General features: G+C 59.9%; 20 protein-coding genes. 17 read left to right on the plus strand and 3 right to left on the minus strand.

All coding sequences use genetic code 11. The features are described 5' to 3' along the window. The first annotated feature begins 29 nt into the window (after nt 1–29). The 9 genes from HDC30_RS07120 to flhB all read left to right on the plus strand — a co-directional run bounded on the left by HDC30_RS07120 (nt 30) and on the right by flhB (nt 7,116). Nucleotides 30–1,421: a flagellar hook-length control protein FliK gene (locus HDC30_RS07120; protein WP_183781895.1), complete on the plus strand. Its 1,392-nt coding sequence runs from the start codon at nt 30–32 to the stop codon at nt 1,419–1,421. Between the two features lie 290 nt (nt 1,422–1,711). Then, nucleotides 1,712–2,215 carry a flagellar basal body-associated protein FliL gene (gene fliL / locus HDC30_RS07125; RefSeq protein WP_047599975.1) on the plus strand — a complete coding sequence of 168 codons (504 nt, stop codon included), beginning with the start codon at nt 1,712–1,714 and terminating at the stop codon, nt 2,213–2,215. A gap of 9 nt (nt 2,216–2,224) precedes the next feature. Further along, nucleotides 2,225–3,193 (plus strand): flagellar motor switch protein FliM, encoded by a 969-nt coding sequence (gene fliM / locus HDC30_RS07130; RefSeq protein WP_003222890.1) that lies wholly within the window; start codon nt 2,225–2,227, stop codon nt 3,191–3,193. A 55-nt stretch (nt 3,194–3,248) separates the two neighbouring features. Then, the gene (gene fliN / locus HDC30_RS07135) at nt 3,249–3,707 is read left to right on the plus strand and encodes a flagellar motor switch protein FliN (RefSeq protein WP_003222891.1); all 459 of its coding nucleotides are present in this window, start codon (nt 3,249–3,251) and stop codon (nt 3,705–3,707) included. Then, complete coding sequence (gene fliO / locus HDC30_RS07140) at nt 3,708–4,160, plus strand: flagellar biosynthetic protein FliO (RefSeq protein WP_041072979.1); 453 nt, start codon at nt 3,708–3,710, stop codon at nt 4,158–4,160. It abuts the gene before it with no gap. Beyond that, nucleotides 4,160–4,918, plus strand: a complete 759-nt coding sequence (fliP, locus tag HDC30_RS07145) for a flagellar type III secretion system pore protein FliP (protein WP_003222895.1) — start codon at nt 4,160–4,162, stop codon at nt 4,916–4,918. Before fliO ends, fliP begins: the two co-directional genes overlap by 1 nt. Further along, on the plus strand, nt 4,915–5,184 hold the full coding sequence (gene fliQ / locus HDC30_RS07150) for a flagellar biosynthesis protein FliQ (RefSeq protein WP_007920026.1): 270 nt from the start codon (nt 4,915–4,917) through the stop codon (nt 5,182–5,184). Before fliP ends, fliQ begins: the two co-directional genes overlap by 4 nt. 3 nt (nt 5,185–5,187) lie before the next feature. Then, entirely contained in the window at nt 5,188–5,973 is a 786-nt protein-coding gene (gene fliR, locus HDC30_RS07155) for a flagellar biosynthetic protein FliR (RefSeq protein ID WP_027613914.1), read from the plus strand. Between the two features lie 3 nt (nt 5,974–5,976). Further along, a complete protein-coding gene (gene flhB / locus HDC30_RS07160) occupies nt 5,977–7,116 on the plus strand; it encodes a flagellar biosynthesis protein FlhB (protein WP_027613915.1) in 1,140 nt (379 codons plus the stop codon). A gap of 478 nt (nt 7,117–7,594) precedes the next feature. On the opposite strand, the gene HDC30_RS07165 is transcribed toward flhB, so the two are convergent. The 3 genes from HDC30_RS07165 to HDC30_RS07180 form a co-directional block, all read right to left on the minus strand. Then, nucleotides 7,595–7,954: a DUF6124 family protein gene (locus HDC30_RS07165; RefSeq protein ID WP_183781898.1), complete on the minus strand. Its 360-nt coding sequence runs from the start codon at nt 7,952–7,954 to the stop codon at nt 7,595–7,597. 482 nt (nt 7,955–8,436) lie between these two features. After that, nucleotides 8,437–11,376 carry a hypothetical protein gene (locus tag HDC30_RS07175; protein WP_183781901.1) on the minus strand — a complete coding sequence of 980 codons (2,940 nt, stop codon included), beginning with the start codon at nt 11,374–11,376 and terminating at the stop codon, nt 8,437–8,439. A 343-nt stretch (nt 11,377–11,719) separates the two neighbouring features. After that, on the minus strand, nt 11,720–12,079 hold the full coding sequence (locus HDC30_RS07180) for a DUF6124 family protein (RefSeq protein WP_183781904.1): 360 nt from the start codon (nt 12,077–12,079) through the stop codon (nt 11,720–11,722). Nucleotides 12,080–12,684: 605 nt separating this feature from the next. Between HDC30_RS07180 and HDC30_RS07185 the strand changes: the two genes are divergently transcribed. The 8 genes from HDC30_RS07185 to HDC30_RS07220 all read left to right on the plus strand — a co-directional run bounded on the left by HDC30_RS07185 (nt 12,685) and on the right by HDC30_RS07220 (nt 22,419). Then, nucleotides 12,685–13,359, plus strand: coding sequence for a hypothetical protein (locus HDC30_RS07185; RefSeq protein WP_183781907.1), 675 nt, complete (start codon nt 12,685–12,687; stop codon nt 13,357–13,359). Nucleotides 13,360–13,576: 217 nt separating this feature from the next. After that, nucleotides 13,577–15,706: a flagellar biosynthesis protein FlhA gene (gene flhA / locus HDC30_RS07190; RefSeq protein ID WP_183781911.1), complete on the plus strand. Its 2,130-nt coding sequence runs from the start codon at nt 13,577–13,579 to the stop codon at nt 15,704–15,706. A gap of 11 nt (nt 15,707–15,717) precedes the next feature. Then, nucleotides 15,718–17,058 (plus strand): flagellar biosynthesis protein FlhF, encoded by a 1,341-nt coding sequence (flhF, locus tag HDC30_RS07195; RefSeq protein WP_183781914.1) that lies wholly within the window; start codon nt 15,718–15,720, stop codon nt 17,056–17,058. 113 nt (nt 17,059–17,171) lie between these two features. After that, complete coding sequence (fleN, locus tag HDC30_RS07200) at nt 17,172–18,002, plus strand: flagellar synthesis regulator FleN (RefSeq protein WP_003222917.1); 831 nt, start codon at nt 17,172–17,174, stop codon at nt 18,000–18,002. Next, nucleotides 17,999–18,739, plus strand: a complete 741-nt coding sequence (fliA, locus tag HDC30_RS07205; protein ID WP_007920004.1) for an RNA polymerase sigma factor FliA — start codon at nt 17,999–18,001, stop codon at nt 18,737–18,739. The genes fleN and fliA overlap by 4 nt, the downstream gene beginning before the upstream one ends. A gap of 165 nt (nt 18,740–18,904) precedes the next feature. Beyond that, nucleotides 18,905–19,276 carry a chemotaxis response regulator CheY gene (locus tag HDC30_RS07210; RefSeq protein WP_024012118.1) on the plus strand — a complete coding sequence of 124 codons (372 nt, stop codon included), beginning with the start codon at nt 18,905–18,907 and terminating at the stop codon, nt 19,274–19,276. Between the two features lie 17 nt (nt 19,277–19,293). After that, nucleotides 19,294–20,082, plus strand: coding sequence for a protein phosphatase CheZ (locus HDC30_RS07215; protein WP_027613919.1), 789 nt, complete (start codon nt 19,294–19,296; stop codon nt 20,080–20,082). A gap of 54 nt (nt 20,083–20,136) precedes the next feature. After that, a complete protein-coding gene (locus tag HDC30_RS07220; RefSeq protein ID WP_183781917.1) occupies nt 20,137–22,419 on the plus strand; it encodes a chemotaxis protein CheA in 2,283 nt (760 codons plus the stop codon). The last annotated feature ends 22 nt before the right edge of the window (nt 22,420–22,441 follow it).

The following is a 22,441-nucleotide window of genomic DNA, read 5'->3' on the forward strand; positions in this document are numbered from 1 at the left end:
TACGATCCCAGTGCAGCGGAGACCGTGTCATGCCTGCGACCCCCAATGTTCTTCTTCAATCTGCCGCCCAGGCCAAGGCGCAAGCCGCCGCCGCGAAAACGCCGTTCATGGCCGCAGACACCGGGGACAAGGCCTCAAGCTTCGCTCAGGTGTTCGCCGATCAAGGCCCGAAAAAGACTCTTGCGAACGCTGACAGTTCGTTGAAACCGGCGCGCGACAAGGTTGCCGACAACAGCGACAAGAAAGATTTCGCCAAGGATAAGTCTGCCGCCACGCAACAGACCGTTGCCGATAGCGGCAATGCCTTGCCTGCCGACAAGACCGCGTCGACCACCACCGATGATCAGGCCGCCGCTGACAAGGCCGCCGCCGATGCTGCTGCCGACAGCGCGCAGACGCCAGTGGCCGACACCACCCCGGTGGATCCGGCGCTGGATCCGGCACTGGCGCAAACCGTGCAGCCGCTGGTGACCGCGCCGGTGGTGGCAGCGCCAGTCGCTGCAACACCGGAACCGGCCAAAACCGAAACTCCGGTCGTGGCCGCCACCTTGGCGCCAGCCGTGGTCAAAGATCCGGCGGCATCAACCGATAGCGCGTTCGACCCGGCGGCCGATCCACTCGACTCGTTGCCGGCGCTGCGTATGGCGATGGAGCAGGGCGGGCACATTTCCGCCAGCAGCCAGGCCCAACCCAAAGCTACGCCGGCCCAGGCTCAGGCCGACGGTGAATTGACTGCGGCGCAGAACTTCGCTGCCGGCATGGCGAGCATGCTCGACGTGCAGGCCGACAAGGACAGCACCAGTCAGAATGGTGAAAAGGCCTTCAGCGGCCTGATCGACGATGGCCTGAAAGATCTGAAGGCTGCTACCAGCGACACCCGTGTCGATGATTTCGCCAACCGTCTGGCGGCGCTGACTCAGGCGGCCACTCCGAAAACCGCGAACGCGGTGCCGGTGAATCAACCGATCGCCATGCATCAGAGCGGCTGGACCGAAGAAATCGTCAACCGCGTCATGTACCTGTCCAGCGCCAACCTGAAGGCGGCGGATATTCAATTGCAGCCGGCGGAACTCGGGCGTCTGGATATCCGGGTCAACATGGTGCCGGATCAGCAGACCCAGGTGACCTTCATGAGCGCGCACCCAAGCGTGCGCGAAGCGCTCGACGGTCAGATGCATCGCTTGCGTGACATGTTCACCCAGCAGGGCATGGGCCAGGTCGACGTCAATGTCTCCGATCAGAGCCGTGGCTGGCAGGGTCAGGGTCAGGAACAGGCGCAGCAAGGCCAGAGCGGTCGCACCAGCGCTGCGGGTGGTCGACTGGATTCGGCGGAAGAAGAATTGGCGCCGGCAGCGGTGGCTGAAGCCGTTGCGCAAACCACCAGCGTGATCGGCAGCAGCGCCGTCGACTATTACGCCTGAGCAAAATCAAGAGCCCCTCACCCTAGCCCTCTCCCACAGGGAGAGGGGACCGATTGGGGGATGCTCGCGAAGTACGCCGACCGGATACTTGCGCTGTGAATCCATAATCGACTCGGTCTTTCAGGTCGATGTTTGACGCCTGACACCTCGGTCAGCCCCCTCTCCCTCCGGGAGAGGGCTGGGGTGAGGGTGGCTTTTGACTTTAGCGTTACCTCCGACACTTCTGGCATAACACTTGCTCTTGCCTTGCCGTGCGACTGTGAAAACCCGATTAGTGACGGATTATTGGCATGGCGAAGAGCGAAGCAGCAGCTGTAAAAGACCCCGCGACCAAAGGCAAACTCAAGATGATCATCCTGATCGTAGTGGCTCTGCTGCTGGCGATCGGTGTGTCCGTGGGCGCGACCTGGTACTTCATGCACAGCGCTCAGAGCAAGCCTGCCGCAGCGGCCGAGGCTGCGCCGGTCGGCAAGCAACCGGCGATCTTCGAGCCGATGGCGCCGGCGTTTGTCGCCAACTACAACCAGAACGGCCGTCAGCGCTACATGCAGGTGAGCATCACCATGCTGGCGCGTAACCAGGCCGATCTGGAAGCGCTCAAAGTGCACATGCCGGTGATCCGCAACAACCTGGTGATGCTCTTCTCCGGTCAGGATTTCGCCACGCTGGCGACCCCGGTCGGGCAGGAGATGTTGCGCCAGAAGGCTACCGCCAGCGTCCAGGAAGTGGCGCAGAAAGAGCTGGGCAAAGTGGTGATCGAACAGTTGCTTTTCACTAATTTCGTACTGCAGTAGGAACACGACATGGCCGTGCAGGATCTGCTGTCCCAGGATGAAATCGACGCGCTGTTGCATGGCGTCGACGATGGTCTGGTACAGACCGATAACGCTGCCGAACCCGGCAGTGTCAAAAGCTACGACCTGACCAGCCAGGATCGCATCGTCCGTGGACGCATGCCGACTCTGGAGATGATCAACGAGCGTTTTGCCCGTTACACCCGCATCAGCATGTTCAACATGCTGCGCCGCTCGGCGGACGTTGCCGTCGGTGGCGTCCAGGTGATGAAGTTCGGCGAATACGTGCACTCGCTGTACGTGCCGACCAGCCTCAACCTGGTCAAGATCAAACCGTTGCGCGGCACCGCGCTGTTCATCCTCGACGCCAAACTGGTGTTCAAACTGGTGGACAACTTCTTCGGCGGCGACGGCCGTCACGCCAAGATCGAAGGGCGTGAGTTCACCCCGACCGAACTGCGTGTGGTGCGCATGGTGCTGGAGCAGGCGTTCGTCGATCTGAAGGAAGCCTGGCAGGCGATCATGGAAGTCAATTTCGAGTACATCAACTCGGAAGTGAACCCGGCGATGGCCAACATCGTCGGCCCGAGCGAAGCGATCGTGGTCTCCACCTTCCACATCGAACTCGATGGTGGTGGCGGTGACCTGCACGTGACCATGCCGTACTCGATGATCGAGCCGGTACGCGAAATGCTCGATGCCGGTTTCCAGTCGGACCTCGACGATCAGGACGAGCGCTGGGTCAATGCCCTGCGTCAGGACGTGCTCGATGTCGACGTGCCGATCGGCGCCACCGTGGCCCGCCGCCAGTTGAAGCTGCGCGACATCCTGCACATGCAGCCGGGGGATGTGATCCCGGTCGAGATGCCGGAAGACATGATCATGCGCGCCAACGGCGTACCGGCCTTCAAGGTCAAGATGGGCTCGCACAAAGGCAACCTCGCGTTGCAGGTGATTGAGCCGATCGAGCGCCGCTGAAGCGGCGCTTTTCCCCCACGCATTTAACTGAATTGTTGCCCGCCGAGGACACATGATGAACGACGAAATGAACGCCCAGGACGATCAGGCACTGGCCGACGAATGGGCTGCGGCCCTGGAAGAGACCGGTGATGGCAGCCAGGCTGACATCGACGCGCTGCTGGCCGCCGACGCTGGCGCCGCAAGCTCCAACCGTCTGCCGATGGAAGAGTTCGGCAGCGTGCCGAAGAACAACGATCCGGTGACGCTGGACGGTCCGAACCTGGACGTGATCCTCGACATCCCGGTGTCGATCTCGATGGAAGTGGGCAGCACCGACATCAATATCCGCAACCTGCTGCAACTGAACCAGGGTTCGGTGATCGAGCTCGATCGTCTGGCCGGCGAGCCGCTGGACGTGCTGGTCAACGGCACGCTGATCGCGCACGGTGAAGTGGTGGTGGTCAACGAGAAGTTCGGCATCCGCCTGACCGACGTGATCAGCCCAAGCGAACGCATCAAGAAGCTGCGCTGAGTGAAACGCTTTCTCTGGGCTTTGCTGGCACTGCCATTGAGCGTGCTGGCCGCCGAGCCGTCGACGGCGACGACCGTGCCTGCTGCCACCGCGCCGATGGTCAGCAGCGGCGTGGCCGGGCAACTGACGCAACTGGTGTTCGGTCTCTTACTGGTGCTGGGCTTGATCTTCTTCCTCGCCTGGCTGCTGCGCCGGGTGCAGCAGGCAGGGCCGGCGGGCAAGGGCCAGGTGATCGAGCTGATCGGCTCCCGTGCGCTCGGTCCGCGTGACCGGTTGATGCTGGTGCAGGTCGGCAACGAGCAGATTCTGCTCGGCCTCAGCCCCGGCACCATCACTGCGCTGCACGTGCTCAAGGAGCCGGTGCAAGTGCCGAGCAGCAGCGAAAAAGCGACCCCGGAATTTGCCCAGCATCTGCTGAAGATTCTCGGCAAGGATCAGAAGGATAAGAAGTAATGGGTGCGCTACGCATCGTCTTGACGCTGGCCTTGATGCTGGCCGCGCCGCTGGCGTTCGCCGCCGACCCGTTGTCGATTCCGGCGATCACGCTGGGCACCAACGCCGACGGCGCGCAGGAGTATTCGGTCAGCCTGCAGATCCTGCTGATCATGACCGCCCTGAGCTTCATTCCGGCGGCCGTGATTCTGATGACCAGTTTCACCCGGATCATCATCGTCTTCTCGATCCTGCGTCAGGCCCTCGGCCTGCAGCAGACGCCATCGAACCAGATTCTCACCGGCATGGCGCTGTTCCTCACCATGTTCATCATGGCCCCGGTGTTCGACCGGGTGAACAACGATGCGCTGCAGCCGTATCTGGCGGAAAAACTCACCGCCCAGCAAGCGGTGGAAAAGGCTCAGGTACCGATCAAGGACTTCATGCTCGCCCAGACCCGCACCAGCGATCTGGAGCTGTTCATGCGTCTGTCCAAGCGCACTGACATTGCCACCCCGGATCAGGCGCCGCTGACCATTCTGGTGCCGGCGTTTGTCACCTCCGAGCTTAAAACCGCCTTCCAGATCGGCTTCATGATCTTCATCCCGTTCCTGATCATCGACCTGGTCGTGGCCAGTGTGCTGATGGCGATGGGTATGATGATGCTCTCGCCGCTGATCATTTCACTGCCGTTCAAGATCATGCTGTTCGTGCTGGTGGATGGCTGGGCGCTGATTATCGGCACCCTGGCCAGCAGTTTCGGAGGTGTCTCGCCATGACGCCGGAAGTTGCGGTCGATATCTTTCGTGAAGCGCTGTGGCTGACCACTCTGATGGTCGCGATTCTGGTGGTGCCGAGCCTGTTGGTTGGCTTGCTGGTGGCGATGTTTCAGGCGGCGACGCAGATCAACGAACAGACCCTGAGCTTCCTGCCACGTCTGCTGGTGATGCTGGTGACGCTGATCGTCGCCGGCCCGTGGATCGTGCAGACGTTCATGGAATACATCATTCAGTTGTACAAAAACATTCCGATGGTCATCGGCTAAGCCATGCAATCGCTGCTTCAGCTGACCGACACCCAGATCAGTACCTGGGTGGCGTCGTTCATGTTGCCACTGTTTCGCGTCGCCTCGATGCTGATGGTCATGCCGGTGTTCGGCACCACGTTGGTGTCGCGGCGAATACGCCTGTATTTCGCCGTGGCCATCACCGTGTGCATTGCCCCGGGGCTGCCGCCGATGCCGGACGTCAGTCCGCTTGCTCTCAGCGGCTGGTTGCTGATTGCCGAGCAGATTCTGGTCGGTGCGGTGCTGGGATTTTCCCTGCAACTGTTTTTCCAGGCATTTGCCGTGGCCGGGCAGATTGTCGCGATCCAGATGGGCATGGGCTTCGCCTCGATGGTCGACCCGGCCAACGGTGTCTCGGTGGCGGTGATCGGGCAGTTCTTCACCATGCTGGTGACCTTGCTGTTCCTGTCGATGAACGGCCACTTGGTGGTCTTCGAAGTGCTCACCGAAAGCTTCACCACGCTGCCGGTCGGCGGCGGATTGATGACGGCGCAATACTGGGAGCTGGCCGGCAAGCTTGGCTGGGTTCTCGGGGCGGCGTTGTTGCTGGTGCTGCCGGCGGTCACCGCGCTGCTGGTGGTCAACATCGCCTTCGGCGTGATGACCCGCGCCGCGCCGCAGTTGAACATTTTCTCCATCGGTTTCCCGCTGACTCTGGTGCTGGGCCTGTTCATCGTCTGGGTCGGTCTGGCGGACATCCTCAATCAGTATCAACCGCTGGCCTCCGAGGCCTTGCAGTTGTTACGCGAACTGGCACGGGCGCGCTGAGCCATGGCAGAGAGCGAAAGCGGTCAGGACAAAACAGAAGACCCCACGGACAAACGCAAAAAAGACTCCCGTGAGAAGGGTGAGATTGCCCGTTCCAAAGAGCTCAACACCCTCGCCGTGATGATGGCCGGTGCCGGTGCGCTGCTGGTGTTCGGCGGCATGCTGGCCGAAGACCTGATGGAGCTGATGCGCCTGAACTTCACTCTCTCGCGCGAGGTGATCATGGATCAGGGCGCTATGGGCAGGTTCCTGTTGCAGTCAGGCCAGATGGCGCTGTTGGCGATCCAGCCGATCATGATCACCCTGTTGCTGGCGGCGTTGATCGGGCCGATCTCCCTCGGTGGCTGGCTGTTTGCGGCCGGCTCCATGGCGCCCAAATTCAGCCGGATGAACCCGGCCGCGGGCCTGAAGCGGATGTTCTCGTTCAAGGCTGTGGTCGAGCTGCTCAAGGCGCTGGCCAAATTTCTGATCACCCTGGGGGTGGCGTTGGTGGTGTTGTCGGCGGATGTCGATGATTTCTTGCGGATCGCCCACGAGCCGCTCGAAATGGCGATCATTCACAGTGTCACGCTGGTCGGCTGGAGTACGTTGTGGCTGGCCTGCGGCCTGATCATCATCGCCGCCGTCGATGTGCCGGTGCAGCTCTGGGAAGCGCACAAGAAACTGCTGATGACCAAGCAGGAAGTGCGCGACGAGCACAAGGATCAGGAAGGCCGGCCGGAGGTCAAGCAGCGCATTCGTCAGACCCAGCGCGAGATGTCGCAGCGGCGGATGATGGCGGCGATTCCCGACGCCGACGTGGTCATCACCAACCCAACTCACTACGCCGTCGCGCTCAAGTACGACTCGGAGAAGGGCGGCGCGCCGGTGCTGCTGGCCAAGGGCAGCGACTTCCTCGCGCTGAAGATCCGCGAAATCGCCGTCGCCAACAACGTCATGCTCCTCGAATCGCCGGGGCTGGCGCGCTCGATCTACTACTCCACCGAACTCGAGCAGGAAATCCCCGGCGGCCTGTACCTGGCGGTCGCCCAAGTATTGGCCTACGTCTACCAGATCCGCCAGTACCGCGCCGGCAAGGGCAAACGCCCGGATCCACTGAAAGACGATCTGCCGATCCCGCCGGATCTGCGCCGCGATTCCTGACTGGACGGTAACGCAATAAAAACCGCCATCCCGATTGAACGGGGTGGCGGTTTTTTATGCCTGACCCAAAGATATTTCGGCTCCTGCCGCGGTCATTGTGGTGAGGGGATTTATCCCCGATGGGCTGCACAGCGGCCCCAGACTTCAATCTTTCAGAAATACCGCGAGTTCAGGTTTTACGACTGCTGCGCAGCCGAGCGGGAGCAAGCTCCCTCGCCACAGGTTCTTGCCTGCCTTCTTAGCCCGGTAATTCCAGATTATCCAGCGCCCGATTCACCGCCAGCTCCCCCGCCTGACCCAATGAAACGTCGGCTCCTGCCGCAGTCACTGTGGCGAGGGAGCTTGCTCCCGCTGGGCTGCGCAGCAGACCCAAATCCTGTCACTGCAAATTTTCAGAAATACCGCGAGTTCAGGGTTTACGGCTGCTGCGCAACCGATCGGGGATGAATCCCCTCGCCACAGGTTCTTGCCTGCCTTCTTAGCCCGGCAACTGCAGATTATCCAGCGCCCGATTCACCGCCAGCTCGCCAAGTATGATCAGTTGCGCGATGCCCAACAGAGTCCTGCGCTGCGACGCCGGTATGAGGTGGGCGAAGTCATTGGCGATGGTTCTGGCTGAAGCGAGTGTTTCGCAGGCATCGGCCAGCAGTTCTTCGTTTTTGAAGTCTGCGGTCACGGCATACATCGAGCGGGTTTTGCGTTGAATGGGCGTGGCGCCGGGCGAGCAGAGGTAGTGGTCGAGGGCGCGGTCAGCCGCTTCGTGGAGCTTTTTTGAATCGAGGGATTCGTAGGGGGAGGTGGCGTCGGTTTCGGGTGGGTTGGGTGTTGGTTTGATCATGGTGAAGCTCCGTGGTTGATTTGGCCGCCACGGCTCATCGCTAAACAAGTAAAGGTGGCGGCTGTACGCAGGTTAGCGATCCGGGTCACAGAAACCCCGGGTAGACCCGAAGGTCTCCCGCGCACAGCCACCATGACGCCAAGTGCAGATAGACAAACCTGCAATTGAGACTGGGGATTGAGCGTCTGTAAGGTATCGGATCGCTAAACCCGATCGCTGATTCGTCAGCGACCGATCCACAATAGAACCCGACCCCAAGGCGCACAAGCCGGCGGATTCTGGCGTAGCTGTAGGCAATGACGCAAGGACGTGTAGCCCGCAAGGCGTGTCTGGAGGTGTCTTTTAAACACCTGAGTTTAAGAAGTAAAAGATCGCGTGACTGTTTCCGGGAGCTATCCCATCGGACCTTTCGGATTCGCCGTCACACCGAGCACGGCGAAATGTGTTGTGCTCAGCGATTTATGCCGGAAGAGAGAAGTTTCTCAATAGATCATTGAGAAGTTGTCTAGGATTGAGTCGCCACCTCCATCGGTTATATCTATGTATTTAATTTTTCTATTTGGTGTTTCAGTGATGTCAACCCATATTTGATTTTGTCCATCATATGGTGGTGTGGACTCGGCTTTGACTAGTTGTAAGTTTTCTTCATAGCATTTGTAAGATGATGGGGTTCTTAAATTGTCGGCAATTCCGAATCGTATGCTTTTTGCTGGATGTTTTAGTGTGAGTCTTATAGTTGTGCGGGGGGCAAGGTATAAATGCTTGGATGTTATCTGAGGGGTATGAGTATCGCCGTGAGTTTCGATTTTTACATGTCCCACAACTACCGTTACCGTCATGCTGGGGAAATCCATGACTGTACCAACAGGTTTATCACCAGCCGAGCCTGTCTCGAAATCCTCTAAAGTTACTAAAGGGTTTTTCAATAATTTTAAACTCAAAGTCGGAAACATAATGGGCGTCAAATTGTTGGTGGTGTCTGGCAATACGTCAAAGGGTAATTTCAATTCGGTGTCATGTTTAAGGGTTGTGAGTTTTTCTCTAGTCAGTGTTTCTTTTATTCCAGAGGTTATTTCCGTATCGGTTATTTTGTGGTTGGTCAATATCTGAATTGTGCAGTCGTCATTGTTGTCGTCTTTTCCCGAAATTTTTAGTTGCACAATGTTATCAGTGCTGATGCCTGTCCATGGCCGTACGGTCACCTCAGCGTTTCCTTCAAAAGAATTCAAATCCAGCACTTTATCGTCCGGTGCCTGTGGAATTTTCGGCGAGGGTAACCGCGGGTCTTCATCCGCTATCTTCAGCAAAGTGACCTTGGTCGCATCTGATTCACCCGCTTGTTCACCATCGCGATTCAAATCCCAGCGCAATTCGATCACCTTGCCATGTCGCGCCGCCAGAAACGCCGGGCTCAATACTGTATCCACCCGCTTGTTGTTGAACTCCACCAAAGGAAACGGTGGCGTGCCTGCTGGGGGATCGACCTCCTCCAGGCGTGCCTGGTCGCCGCTCAATGCTTCAAGGAATTCGATACGCACCGTCACGCCGTTCGGGTAGGCCAATACGTCAATCGGATCGGTGGCCGGTGCTACAAGGAACGGTGGCGGCAGCTCCCCCAGCGCCGTCCCGATGCGCAACGTCAACTCATGAGAATGCCCCAGTGTCTCGCCCGCCCGCTGAATGCTGTAATCGGCAACCACCGTACCGTTCAGGTTGGTGGTCACGTATTTTTTCTCAACGGTAATTCGCACAGGCCGGCCAGCGGTGGCAGGGATCAGGTCGACATGACTATTGATGCTGCCGCCGCTGGCGGAGCCGCGCCAACGGTAGCTCACGCGATCTTTGTCGCGGGTGCCGAGGTACGGCACCACCAGCGTGGCACCGGTGGGTGGCACGTTGTCCGGATCGAGCACGTCGTTGGCATCTGCGCCCTCGACTTCAGGCCGGTCGAACGTCGGCAGTGCCACGCCGACCTGCATCATGAACGGCAGCGACTCGCGAACGCTCAACAGCCCGGTTTCGCTGTTGGTGACGACGTAATAGACCTTGACGTTCAGGCCGTTGAAACGCTGGATTTCGGCATTGCTCACGCTGCGCAGGACGGGCTGATTGTCCGCTACGTTGCCGACCGGGCGGGGATCTTCGTAATAGACGGTGTCGTTACCGGGCGCCTGGGCCCACCAGATCAGGTTGAGCAGGTCGCTGCTGTTGCGACCGGGGTACCAAGGGATCTGCACGGTTGCCCAGAGCGTTTCGGGTGGCAACGTTCCGCCCGGTGCCTCGTCAACGGTGGGGGCGACTAACTGGCTGATGTCGCCAATCACGGTGACGCTGGCATTTTTTGAGCGGCGGTCGCTTTCATCGCTGCGACGGCGCACATAGCCGACCGAGGCGGCGCCTTTGGCGATGGCTTTGACGGCGGCATTGGGGATGGGGAAATCGAGTTGGAAGGGTACGTACGACACCTCTTTCTCCAGCGGCCCGACGATGATCTGCGAGCCTTGCGCCGGGGTGCCGATCCAGGTCAGGAGCACCTTGTCGCCCACCGCAAAATCGTCCTTGGTGATGTAAACGCGGGCGATCACATCTTCATCCCCGAGCTGATCGAGGTCGATGCTGTCGGTTGGAATGCCGTTGACCAGCACCTGCGGTTCGTCCAGCCGATTGCCCCCCAGGTCCACCAGCATATGACGCGTCGCCGACCACGGCGCGCGTTCGTCCGGGAAGTTACCGCAGCGATCGATGACTTGATAAACCACCGCGACACGATAACCGTCCCCGGCGTCGTCGATAACGGCGCGGCTGAAGACAACCTCGATCGGGTTTCTGATCGGGTCCTGGGCCTGTTCCGGCGTAACGACATGCACCTCTTGCTGGCTGCCCCAGCGGGCGAGAATGCGGTCGTATCGGGTGAGGTTGCGGTAGGGCACGATGTGCATCGTCACCCCGCTGGGCGGCAGGTTTTCATCGACCTCGTCATGAGAGAGGGAGAACTTGAGATCGGAGTGGCCGTCATCGCCGGGAATGTCATCGTACTCGCCGGGACGCGTGAGTTTGACCAGCAGGGTCATGACCGGTTTCGAGTCCTCCGGGGCGCCCTGGTTCTTGCGCGTGATCCGGTAGAACACTGGCGTGGCATCCCCCTCAAGTACCTGGCCCTTGGCAATGGTGAAAACCAGGTCCTGGTTGAGCTCGGCATCGTGCTCTAGGGTCTTGCTCCAGACCGCCGCGCTGTCATTGCCCCAGAACACCTCGGCCAGATCGCCAACGGACATGGTCAGCCAGGCGGGAATGATGCCTTGCAGATCGCCTTCCACGGCTCTGATGGGTATGCCGCCGTTATAGTGTTCGGCAGGGCTGAGGCTGACCAGCGCCGGAAAATACGGAGGTCTGAGGGCTCGAGGGGGTTGCTGGCTGGACATTTGGCGAACTCCGGTCGGGGGGCTGGGTGACGGAGTTATTGAGCGCGCGTTGGAGGAATTAGGCACCTGTCAGATCTAACAGGTGCTGGCGGGTTTCCGACAAGTGGTCATGTGGGCTGAAGAAAAGAGCCGACAAACCGCAGCCCGGTTAAATGAGGTGGCGGTTTTTTTATGCCTGAAGACATGTGTCGGCTGTGAGGCCGCTTTCGCGAGCAAGCCCGCTCCCACAGGGATTGGGGTCGATCACAAACCTGTGCCTACACGCCGAACCTGTGGGAGCGGGCTTGCCCGCGAAGACGTCAGCAGCCACAACGCCTCACTCAGGGCTTGTCACAGATCCCTGCTACTGCGGCAACTGCAGATTATCCATCACCCGGTTCACCGCCAGCTCGCCGAGCATGATCAGTTGCGCGATGCCCAGCAGCGTCCTGCGCTGCGACGCCGGTATCAGATGGGCGAAGTCATTGGCGATGGTTCTGGCCGAGGCGAGTGTTTCGCAGGCATCGGCCAGCAGTTCTTCGTTTCTGAAGTCTGCGGTCACGGCGTACATCGAGCGGGTTTTACGTTGAATGGGCGTGGCGCCGGGCGAGCAGAGGTAGTGGTCGAGGGCGCGGTCAGCCGCTTCGTGGAGCTTTTTTGAATCGAGGGATTCGTAGGGGGAGGTGGCGTCGGTTTCGGGTGGGTTGGGTGTTGGTTTGATCATGGTGAAGCTCCTAGAGTCGACGGAGCTGCCACATTTCGCTGCGATACGAAAGGGAGGTGGCAGCCATACGCGGGTCGCAGACCGGGACTCTAGAACCGGCAGACCCAAAGGTCTCCCACGTACAGCCGCCATAAAACGAGGACGGAAGTTGTGCGTCTAGAAATCAGCGGGCTGCGAGACCCGATCGCTGATTCGTCAGCGACCGATCCACAATAGAACCCGACCCCAAGGCGCACAAGCCGGCGGATTCTGGCGTAGCTGTAGGCAATGGCGCAAGAATATGTAGCCCGCAAGGCGTGTCTGGAGGTGTCTTTTAAACGCCAGCGTTTAAAGGTGCTGCGCATGATTCTGTGGTGTCGTAGATGGCCTCTTCGCGAGCAAGCCCGCTCCCACAGAGGATCTGTGTGATACCGCCAATCTGTGTTCATTGCGGCGCGATTCCTGATAATTCAGAAGACCGCGACCTTCCGTTTATCTGAAAAAGACCTCTACCTGTTAGTTCTGACAGTGGACACACAGGGCATTCAGCTATTCCATGTTCCTTGGCAGGTTTCACGGGCAAGTCGCCTTCTGACCTGTCTTTAACATTCGCCAAGGAGAAGGTCATGCCAGAGAATTACAGAAAGCTTGAAGGAATGAGGTTTGATTTCGTTTCCGGGTCGGTGGCGAAAGAGTCCGATCATATCGCTTGCACGTTCACTTTTAATGCGGTGTTGGACTTCACGCATTTCGTGCACATGAGCGATGCGTATGTGCCGGGCTATCTCGATTCGTATATCAATGCGATCACGCCAAGGTTGGACGGGGTAGCCCACCATAGCCTCTACAACCGATTCAATAGTGCCGCTGGCAACATTCGCACTGTTGAAGAGTTGGTCAGGGTTTTCTCTTCGCCCAATAACTACTCCGATACATGGGGGAGCAATGGCACCGGCCTACTGATGCGTTATCACAAACCACAATTTCACATGGTCGGTGATCAGTTACAGGTCACGGGTGGGCAGGACTTTCGATGGGAGGTCGAGCCGCAGGTCGAGCGGAAGATCGAGCCGCAGGATGTGCCGGACATTTACTTTGTCTGGGCACTGATTGTGTTGAAGGCATACCCCGAAGATCCTTTTCATCAGCCTGAGGAAATCGTGACTTTGGGCGATTCTGAGGAGGCGCTTGTCGACGTGGGAGGGAAGCAGATCCGTAAGGGTACGCGCTACCTGGTGGGCCGCGATTTGCGCCTTGGTGAGATTAATCCAGAGCAAATTTTGACTGCCGGGTATCCGTGAGTGCGCGGGTTTTCTGATTTTTTTCACCTGGGCTAAGGGTGATAGCCGTCTGCGTCTGTTTTGCGGTCGGCTCCATGGCGCCCAGCTTCTGGCAAGACAATTCCCTGAAGCAAACCTCAATTTCAATCCCCGGCAAAAGTTGGAAGGCTTCTTGCAGTAGCCGCCGTGCGCCTGCTTTGGGCGTCAAAAGTTTGCTTTAAAGGAACGGGGAAAACCGGTGGATCGCTCTCAGTTATTCAACACTGCTCGCTCGAATGTTGCCGACCTCAGTCGAGGCAATCTGGGCGTGCCGTTGTTGCTGCTGGTCATGCTGGCGATGATGATGTTGCCGGTGCCGCCGTTCCTGCTGGACGTGTTTTTCACCTTCAACATCGCCCTGTCGATCGTCGTCCTGCTGGTCTGCGTGTATGCGCTGCGGCCGCTGGATTTCGCGGTGTTCCCGACCATTCTGCTGGTGGCGACGCTGCTGCGGTTGGCGTTGAACGTGGCCTCGACGCGGGTGGTGATGCTCCACGGTCAGGACGGCCACGCCGCTGCCGGTAAGGTGATTCAGGCCTTCGGTGAGGTGGTGATCGGCGGTAACTACGTGGTCGGTATCGTGGTGTTCGCGATCCTGATGATCATCAACTTCGTCGTGGTGACCAAGGGTGCCGGGCGGATTTCCGAGGTGAGCGCACGCTTCACCCTCGACGCGATGCCCGGCAAACAAATGGCGATCGACGCCGACCTCAACGCCGGTCTGATCGACCAGAACCAGGCCAAGGCGCGCCGTCAGGAAGTGGCCCAAGAGGCCGAGTTCTACGGTTCGATGGACGGTGCCAGCAAGTTCGTCCGTGGTGACGCCATCGCCGGTCTGCTGATTCTGTTCATCAACCTCATCGGCGGTATGGCTGTCGGTATCTTCCAGCACAACATGACCTTCGCCGACGCGGGCAAGGTGTACGCCTTGCTGACCATCGGTGACGGTTTGGTGGCGCAATTGCCATCACTGTTGTTATCGACAGCGGCAGCGATCATGGTGACCCGTGCTTCCGGTTCGGAAGACATGGGCAAACAGATCAATCGGCAGATGTTCGCTTCGCCCAAAGCCTTGGCGGTGGCGGCCGGTCTGATGGCGGTCATGGGCTTGGTGCCGGGCATGCCGCACTTCTCGTTCCTGAGCATGGCCGCGCTGGCGGCCGGTGGCGCGTACCTGTTCTGGAAAAAACAGAACGTCGCCAAGATGCAGGCGCTGCAAGAGGTTCAGCGTCAGCAGGAGCTGCTGCCGTCGCCGGCCCGCGCCATGGAAACCAAGGAGCTGGGCTGGGACGACGTGACGCCGATCGACATGATCGGCCTGGAAGTCGGCTATCGCCTGATCCCGCTGGTGGATCGCAATCAGGGCGGGCAGTTGCTGGCGCGGATCAAGGGCGTGCGCAAGAAGCTCTCGCAGGATCTGGGCTTCCTGATGCCGACCGTGCACATTCGCGACAACCTCGATCTGGCGCCGAGCGCCTATCGCCTGACCCTGATGGGGGTGATTCTGGCCGAAGCCGAGATCTACCCGGATCGCGAACTGGCGATCAACCCGGGGCAGGTCTACGGCACGCTCAACGGCATTACCGCCAAAGATCCGGCTTTCGGCCTGGAGGCGGTGTGGATCGAAGTCAGCCAGCGCGCCCAGGCGCAATCGCTCGGTTACACCGTGGTCGACGCCAGTACCGTGGTCGCGACCCACTTGAACCAGATTCTGTACAAGCACTCCAGCGAGCTGATCGGCCACGAGGAAGTGCAGCAACTCATGCAATTGCTGGCCAAAAGCTCGCCGAAACTGGCTGAAGAGCTGGTGCCGGGTGTGGTTTCGCTGTCGCAGTTGCTCAAAGTGCTGCAGGCGTTGCTCGCCGAACACGTGCCTGTGCGCGATATCCGCAGCATTGCCGAGGCTATCGCCAACAACGCCGCCAAGAGTCAAGATACCGCCGCCTTGGTGGCCGCAGTACGCGTCGGCGTATCCCGCGCCATCGTCCAAAGCATTGTAGGCACTGACTCCGAGCTGCCTGTGATCACTCTGGAACCAAGGTTGGAACAAATATTGCTCAATAGTCTGCAGAAGGCAGGACAAGGCTCGGAAGAGGGCGTTCTGCTGGAGCCAAGCATGGCCGAGAAGCTGCAACGTTCGCTTATCGAAGCGGCGCAGCGCCAGGAAATGCAAGGTCAGCCGGTGATCCTGTTGGTAGCAGGCCCGATCCGCGCGATGCTTTCGCGTTTCGGCCGCCTCGCAGTTCCAGGGCTGCACGTGCTGGCCTACCAGGAAATTCCGGACAACAAGCAAGTGACCATCGTTGCGACAGTAGGGCCCAACGGCTGAGGTAGTGGTTTATGCAAGTTAAGCGTTTTTTCGCCGCCGATATGCGTCAGGCCATGAAGCTGGTTCGTGATGAGCTGGGCGCTGATGCCGCCATCATTGGCAACCGCCGCATTGCCGGCGGCGTCGAGCTGACGGCGGCGCTGGATTACAAATTGTCGGCGCTGGCGCCACGGGTTCCGAACATGGAACTCGAGGACGAGCTGCGCAAGACCCAGTCGCGCATCGTGACCGCCCAGGCCGAACTGAGCCTGCGTGGCGAAGCCGACGGCAACACCAATCGCCAGTTGTTCGCCGGGCTGCCGTTGACGGCCGGCCTGCCGCTGACCGCTGCCGAGCCGTTGAGCGAACCGACTTACGCCGCCCCGGCGCGTCCGGCGCCCGCGCCTGCCCAGTCGTCCGCGGGCATCGATCCGCGTGCGCTGGATTCGATGCGTTTCGAATTGAACAGTTTGCGTGAGCTGATGGAAGTGCAGCTCGGCACGCTGGCCTGGAATCAGCTGCAAGGCAGCCGTCCGGCACAAGCCAATCTGTATCGCCGTCTGCAGCGAATCGGTCTGTCCGGGCCGTTGTCGCGCGATCTGCTGGCGATGATCACCGATATTGAAGAACCACGTCAGGCCTGGCGCATGCTGCTTGCGCATCTGGCGCGGATGATTGCCGTCCCGGAAGTCGAGCCGCTGGAAGAGGGCGGGGTGATTGCCATGGTCGGCCCGGCCGGCATGGGCAAGACCACCACCCTGGCCAAACTCGCGGCGCGCTACGTGCTCAAGTACGGCGCGCAGAACGTGGCGCTGGTCAGCATGGACAGTTTCCGTATCGGTGCCCAGGAACAACTGAAGACCCTGGGCCGCATTCTCAATGTGCCGGTGACCCACTTCGATCCGGGCCAGTCGCTGGTGCAGGCGCTCGACCCGCTGCTGCGCAAGCGCGTGGTGCTGATCGATACCGCCGGCTTGCAGGCCAGCGATCCGGCCCTGCGCATGCAACTGGAAAGTCTGGCCGGGCGTGGCATCCGTTCAAAAAATTATCTGGTGCTGGCAACCACCAGCCAGAAACAGGTTCTAACCGCCGCGTACCACAGTTACAAGCGTTGCGGGCTAGCCGGCTGCATCCTGACTAAACTGGATGAGACGGCCAGCCTTGGCGAAGTGTTGAGCCTGGCGATCAGTCATGAACTGCCGGTCGCGTACCTGACCGATGGCCCACGGATTCCGGATGATTTGCATCTGCCGCGCCGTCATCAACTGGTCAGCCGCGCCGTCAGCGTGCAAATGCAGGAAGAACCCAGCGAAGAAGCCATGGCTGACATGTTCGCTGATATCTACCACAGCCCGACCAAGCAGGTTGGCTGAGGTAATGAACCGTTTTTGTACCTACATCGATGGTCTGCCATGCATTGTTCCGGTTGAGAACGCGCAGCCAGTAATGTGGCCTCCGTCTATGCAAGACAAGGTAAAGAAATAACATGGGCAGCATGCATCCCGTACAGGTGATCGCGGTGACCGGCGGCAAAGGTGGCGTCGGCAAGACTAACGTGTCAGTGAACTTGTCTCTGGCGCTGGCAGAGCTTGGCCGTCGGGTCATGCTGCTGGACGCCGATCTGGGGCTGGCGAACGTCGACGTTCTGCTGGGACTGACCCCCAAACGTACTCTGGCCGATGTGATCGAAGGCCGCTGTGAGCTGCGCGACGTGCTGTTGCAGGGACCCGGCGGGATCCGCATCGTGCCGGCCGCTTCCGGCACCCAAAGCATGGTGCACCTGAGCCCGGCGCAACATGCCGGTCTGATTCAGGCCTTCAGCGACATCGGCGACAATCTCGATGTGCTGGTGATCGACACCGCTGCGGGTATCGGTGACTCGGTAGTCAGTTTTGTCCGCGCCGCGCAGGAAGTGTTGCTGGTGGTCTGCGACGAGCCGACCTCGATCACCGACGCCTACGCGCTGATCAAACTGCTCAACCGCGACTACGGCATGAACCGCTTCCGGGTGCTGGCCAACATGGCGCAGAGCCCGCAGGAAGGGCGCAACCTGTTCGCCAAGTTGACCAAGGTCACGGATCGCTTCCTCGACGTCGCCTTACAATACGTCGGCGCCGTGCCGTACGACGAAAGCGTGCGCAAGGCAGTGCAGAAGCAGCGAGCGGTCTATGAAGCCTTTCCGCGTTCCAAGTGCGCGCTGGCGTTCAAGGCGATCGCGCAGAAGGTCGATACCTGGCCGCTGCCTGCCAACCCGCGCGGCCACCTTGAGTTTTTCGTCGAGCGCCTCGTGCAGCAAACAGCAGGGCCTGTGTTATGACCGCGAGCGGTATGAACTACTACAAGAAGTCGGCACGTGACGCGCAGTACGAGTTGATCGAGCGTTACGCGCCACTGGTCAAGCGCATTGCCTATCACTTGCTGGCGCGCTTGCCGGCGAGTGTGCAGGTTGAAGACCTGATTCAGGCCGGGATGATCGGCCTGCTCGAAGTCTCGACCAAATATGACGCCAGCAAAGGCGCCAGTTTCGAAACGTACGCGGGCATCCGGATCCGCGGCGCGATGCTCGATGAAGTGCGCAAAGGGGATTGGGCACCGCGCTCGGTTCACCGCAATACCCGTATGGTCAGCGATGCCATTCGCTCAATTGAAGCTAAAACCGGCCGTGACGCTAAAGATCACGAGGTTGCGGCCGAACTCCAATTGAGTCTCGACGATTACTACGGGATTTTGAATGACACCCTGGGCAGCCGGCTGTTCAGTTTCGACGACCTGTTGCAGGACGGCGAACACGAAGGGCTGCACGAGGATGGCGCCAGTGCTCATCTTGAGCCGTCACGCGATCTGGAAGATGAACGCTTCCAGGCGGCGCTGGCGGACGCGATTGCCAATTTGCCGGAGCGTGAGCGACTGGTGTTGGCGCTGTACTACGACGAAGAGCTGAACCTCAAGGAGATCGGTGAAGTCCTTGGCGTCAGTGAATCGCGGGTCAGCCAGTTACACAGCCAGTGCGCGGCCCGTTTGCGGGGGCGTTTGGGGGAGTGGCGAGCGCGCTGAAGGCAGTGTGGGGACACTGCGAACGAGGCTGGTGCGGTGAGAACGGCACCGGTCTTGCTCTGTTGTGCTCCAGACAGTCTTCGAGTGCTGCGCCGATTGATTGAAGTGGCGCGTCCAGGTGCTGGGCGCGTTTAAGACTGCTTGGAGGTCGAATTGAACAAAGACATGAAAATCCTCATCGTTGATGACTTCTCAACGATGCGGCGGATCATCAAGAACCTGCTGCGCGATCTCGGGTTCACCAACACCGTCGAGGCCGACGATGGCACTACCGCCATTCCGGTACTCAACAGCGGCAGCATCGACTTTCTGGTAACGGACTGGAACATGCCGGGCATGACCGGTATCGACTTGCTGCGCCACGTGCGTGCCGATGAAAAACTCAAGCATCTGCCGGTGCTGATGGTGACCGCTGAAGCCAAGCGCGAGCAAATCATCGAGGCCGCTCAGGCCGGTGTGAACGGCTACGTGGTCAAACCTTTCACGGCTCAGGCGTTGAAAGACAAAATCGAGAAGATTTTCGAACGCATCGGCTGATGACGCGCGGGGGAGCTATGGAGCATAACGAATCTTCACAGGGCGATTTCGAGTCGACCCTGAAAAAACACGCGGTCGAACTGGTCGAGAGCCTTGAAAAAGGCAGGTTCGGCGACGCTGTGCAACTGATCCATGAGCTCAATCAGACCCGTGACCGCGGCCTGTATCAGGAAGTGGGCAAGCTCACACGCGAACTGCACAGTGCGATCGTCAATTTCCAGATCGATCCGCACATGCCGCAGGCCGAGGAAGTGTCGCAAATCACCGACGCCACCGAACGCCTGGGCTATGTGGTCAAGCTGACCGAAGCCGCGGCCAACCGCACCATGGATCTGGTGGAAAGCGCCACCCCGGTGGTCAATGGCCTGGCTGAAGAAGCCCAGGCGCTGAGCACCGATTGGGGCCGCTTCATGCGTCGTGAAGTCGGAGCTGAAGAGTTCCGCGAACTGGCGCGCCGGGTCGACGGTTTTCTGTCACGCAGCAGCACGGACAACCGTGCGGTGTCGAGCAACCTCAACGACATCCTGCTGGCTCAGGATTACCAGGACCTCACAGGTCAGGTGATCAAGCGTGTGACCCAACTGGTCACCGAAGTCGAAAGCAATTTGCTCAAACTCGTCCTCATGGCCAGTCAGGTTGACCGCTTTGCGGGCATCGAACACGACCGTGCCGCGATGCTTGCAGAAAAAGATCCACAAAAACATCTCTCGCAGGGTGAAGGTCCGCAGATTCATGCCGATAAACGAGAAGACGTTGTGTCCGGTCAGGACGATGTGGACGATTTGTTATCCAGCCTCGGATTCTAGAGTTTTGGAATTTTAGGTTTTTTGGGTTTTTAGACCTGTAGGAGCACCCCATTAATGAGCTTCGGCGCCGATGAAGAGATCCTTCAGGATTTCCTGGTTGAGGCCGGCGAGATTCTTGAGCAACTGTCCGAGCAATTGGTCGAGCTGGAAAGCCGCCCGGATGACGCAGATCTGCTCAACGCAATTTTTCGCGGTTTCCACACTGTAAAAGGGGGCGCCGGCTTCCTTCAGCTCAACGAGCTGGTGGAGTGCTGTCACATCGCCGAAAACGTGTTCGACATCCTGCGCAAGGGTGAGCGTCGCGTTGATGCAGAACTGATGGACGTGGTGCTTGAAGCACTGGACGCGGTGAACAGCATGTTCAGCGAAGTCCGTGAACGTGCACCGATCACTGCTGCAACCCCGGAACTGCTGGCCGCGCTGGCGCGTCTGGCCGAACCGCAAACGGCCGACGAAGCACCGGCTTCGCCAGTGGCCGAGATGATCGAAGAACTGGTCGTCGAAGGCGATTCGAGCGATTCGGGCGACATCACCGATAACGAATTTGAACAGCTGCTGGATTCGCTGAACGCCGTCAAGGCCGAGGCCGAAGCCCCGGTTGCTGTTGCACCTGCGCCGGCTGCCGATGCGGCCGCCAGCGATGAAATCACCGACGCTGAATTCGAGTCGTTGCTCGATCAGCTGCACGGCAAAGGCCAGTTCGCGCCAGACGCCGTCGCACCGGCAGCGGCCGCTCCAGCGGCACCGGCGGCGGGCGACAGCTCGGACATCACCGACGACGAATTCGAAGCACTGCTCGATCAGTTGCACGGCAAGGGCAACTTTGCCGTTGAAGCGCTGGAGTCGGCGATCGCCTCGGCACCGGTTGCGCCTGCCGCACCGGCGGCCGCCGCTGCCGGCAGCGATCTGATCAGCGATCACGAATTCGAATCGCTGCTCGACGAGTTGCACGGCAAAGGCAAGTTCACCGACGTTGGCGCCGCTGCTGCGGGCACCGCGTCGACTGTGGCCGCGCCTGCCGCCAAGGCTGCTGCCGCTCCGGCCGCTGCGCCGAAGGCTGCGCCCAAGCCTGAGCCGAAAGCCGAAGCGCCAAAACCTGCTGCCGCTGCTGCACCGGCGCCGGCCCGTGCTGCCGCTGCTCCGCCGCCGGAAAAACCGGCGAGCGAAGCCGAGACCACCGTGCGGGTCGATACCGCGCGTCTCGACGAAATCATGAACATGGTCGGCGAGCTGGTGCTGGTGCGTAACCGCCTGGTGCGCCTGGGTCTCAACAGCGGCGACGAAGCCATGTCCAAGGCTGTGTCGAACCTCGACGTGGTCACGGCTGACTTGCAGACCGCGGTGATGAAGACCCGGATGCAGCCGATCAAGAAGGTCTTCGGGCGCTTCCCGCGTCTGGTTCGCGACCTCGCGCGTCAGCTCAAGAAAGAGATCAATCTGGAACTGGTGGGTGAAGAAACCGACCTCGACAAAAACCTGGTCGAGGCCCTGGCCGACCCGTTGGTCCACTTGGTGCGTAACGCGGTCGACCACGGCATCGAATCGCCGGAAGAACGCGAAGCTTCGGGCAAGGCCCGTGGCGGTCGCGTGGTACTGGCCGCCGAGCAGGAAGGCGATCACATCCTGTTGTCGATCTCCGACGACGGCAAGGGTATGGACCCGAACGTCCTGCGTTCGATCGCGGTAAAACGCGGTGTGATGGACAAGGACGCGGCCGATCGCCTGAGCGATACCGAGTGCTACAACCTGATTTTCGCCCCGGGTTTCTCGACCAAGACCGAGATCTCCGACGTATCCGGCCGCGGTGTCGGCATGGACGTGGTGAAGACCAAGATTTCCCAGCTCAACGGTTCGATCAACATCTACTCGACCAAGGGCCAGGGCTCGAAGATCGTCATCAAGGTGCCGCTGACGCTTGCGATCATGCCGACCCTGATGGTGATGCTCGGCAATCAGGCGTTTGCGTTCCCGTTGGTCAACGTCAACGAAATCTTCCACCTCGACCTGTCGACCACCAACGTGGTGGATGGCCAGGAAGTGGTGATCGTGCGGGACAAGGCGCTGCCATTGTTCTACCTCAAGCGCTGGCTGGTCAGCTCCGCCGCTCACGAAGAGCAGCGCGAAGGCCATGTGGTGATCCTTTCGGTGGGCACCCAGCGGATCGGCTTCGTCGTCGATCAACTGGTCGGCCAGGAAGAAGTGGTCATCAAGCCATTGGGCAAAATGCTGCAGGGCACTCCGGGCATGTCCGGCGCCACCATCACCGGTGACGGCCGCATCGCGCTGATTCTCGATGTTCCAAGCATGCTCAAGCGTTACGCGACGAAGCGTATTTGAATCCGGGGCAGCGGGGCGACGA

The sequence above is a fragment of the Pseudomonas sp. JAI115 genome, assembly GCF_014200835.1.
In the GTDB taxonomy this organism is placed as follows: Bacteria; Pseudomonadota; Gammaproteobacteria; order Pseudomonadales; family Pseudomonadaceae; genus Aquipseudomonas; species Aquipseudomonas putida_A.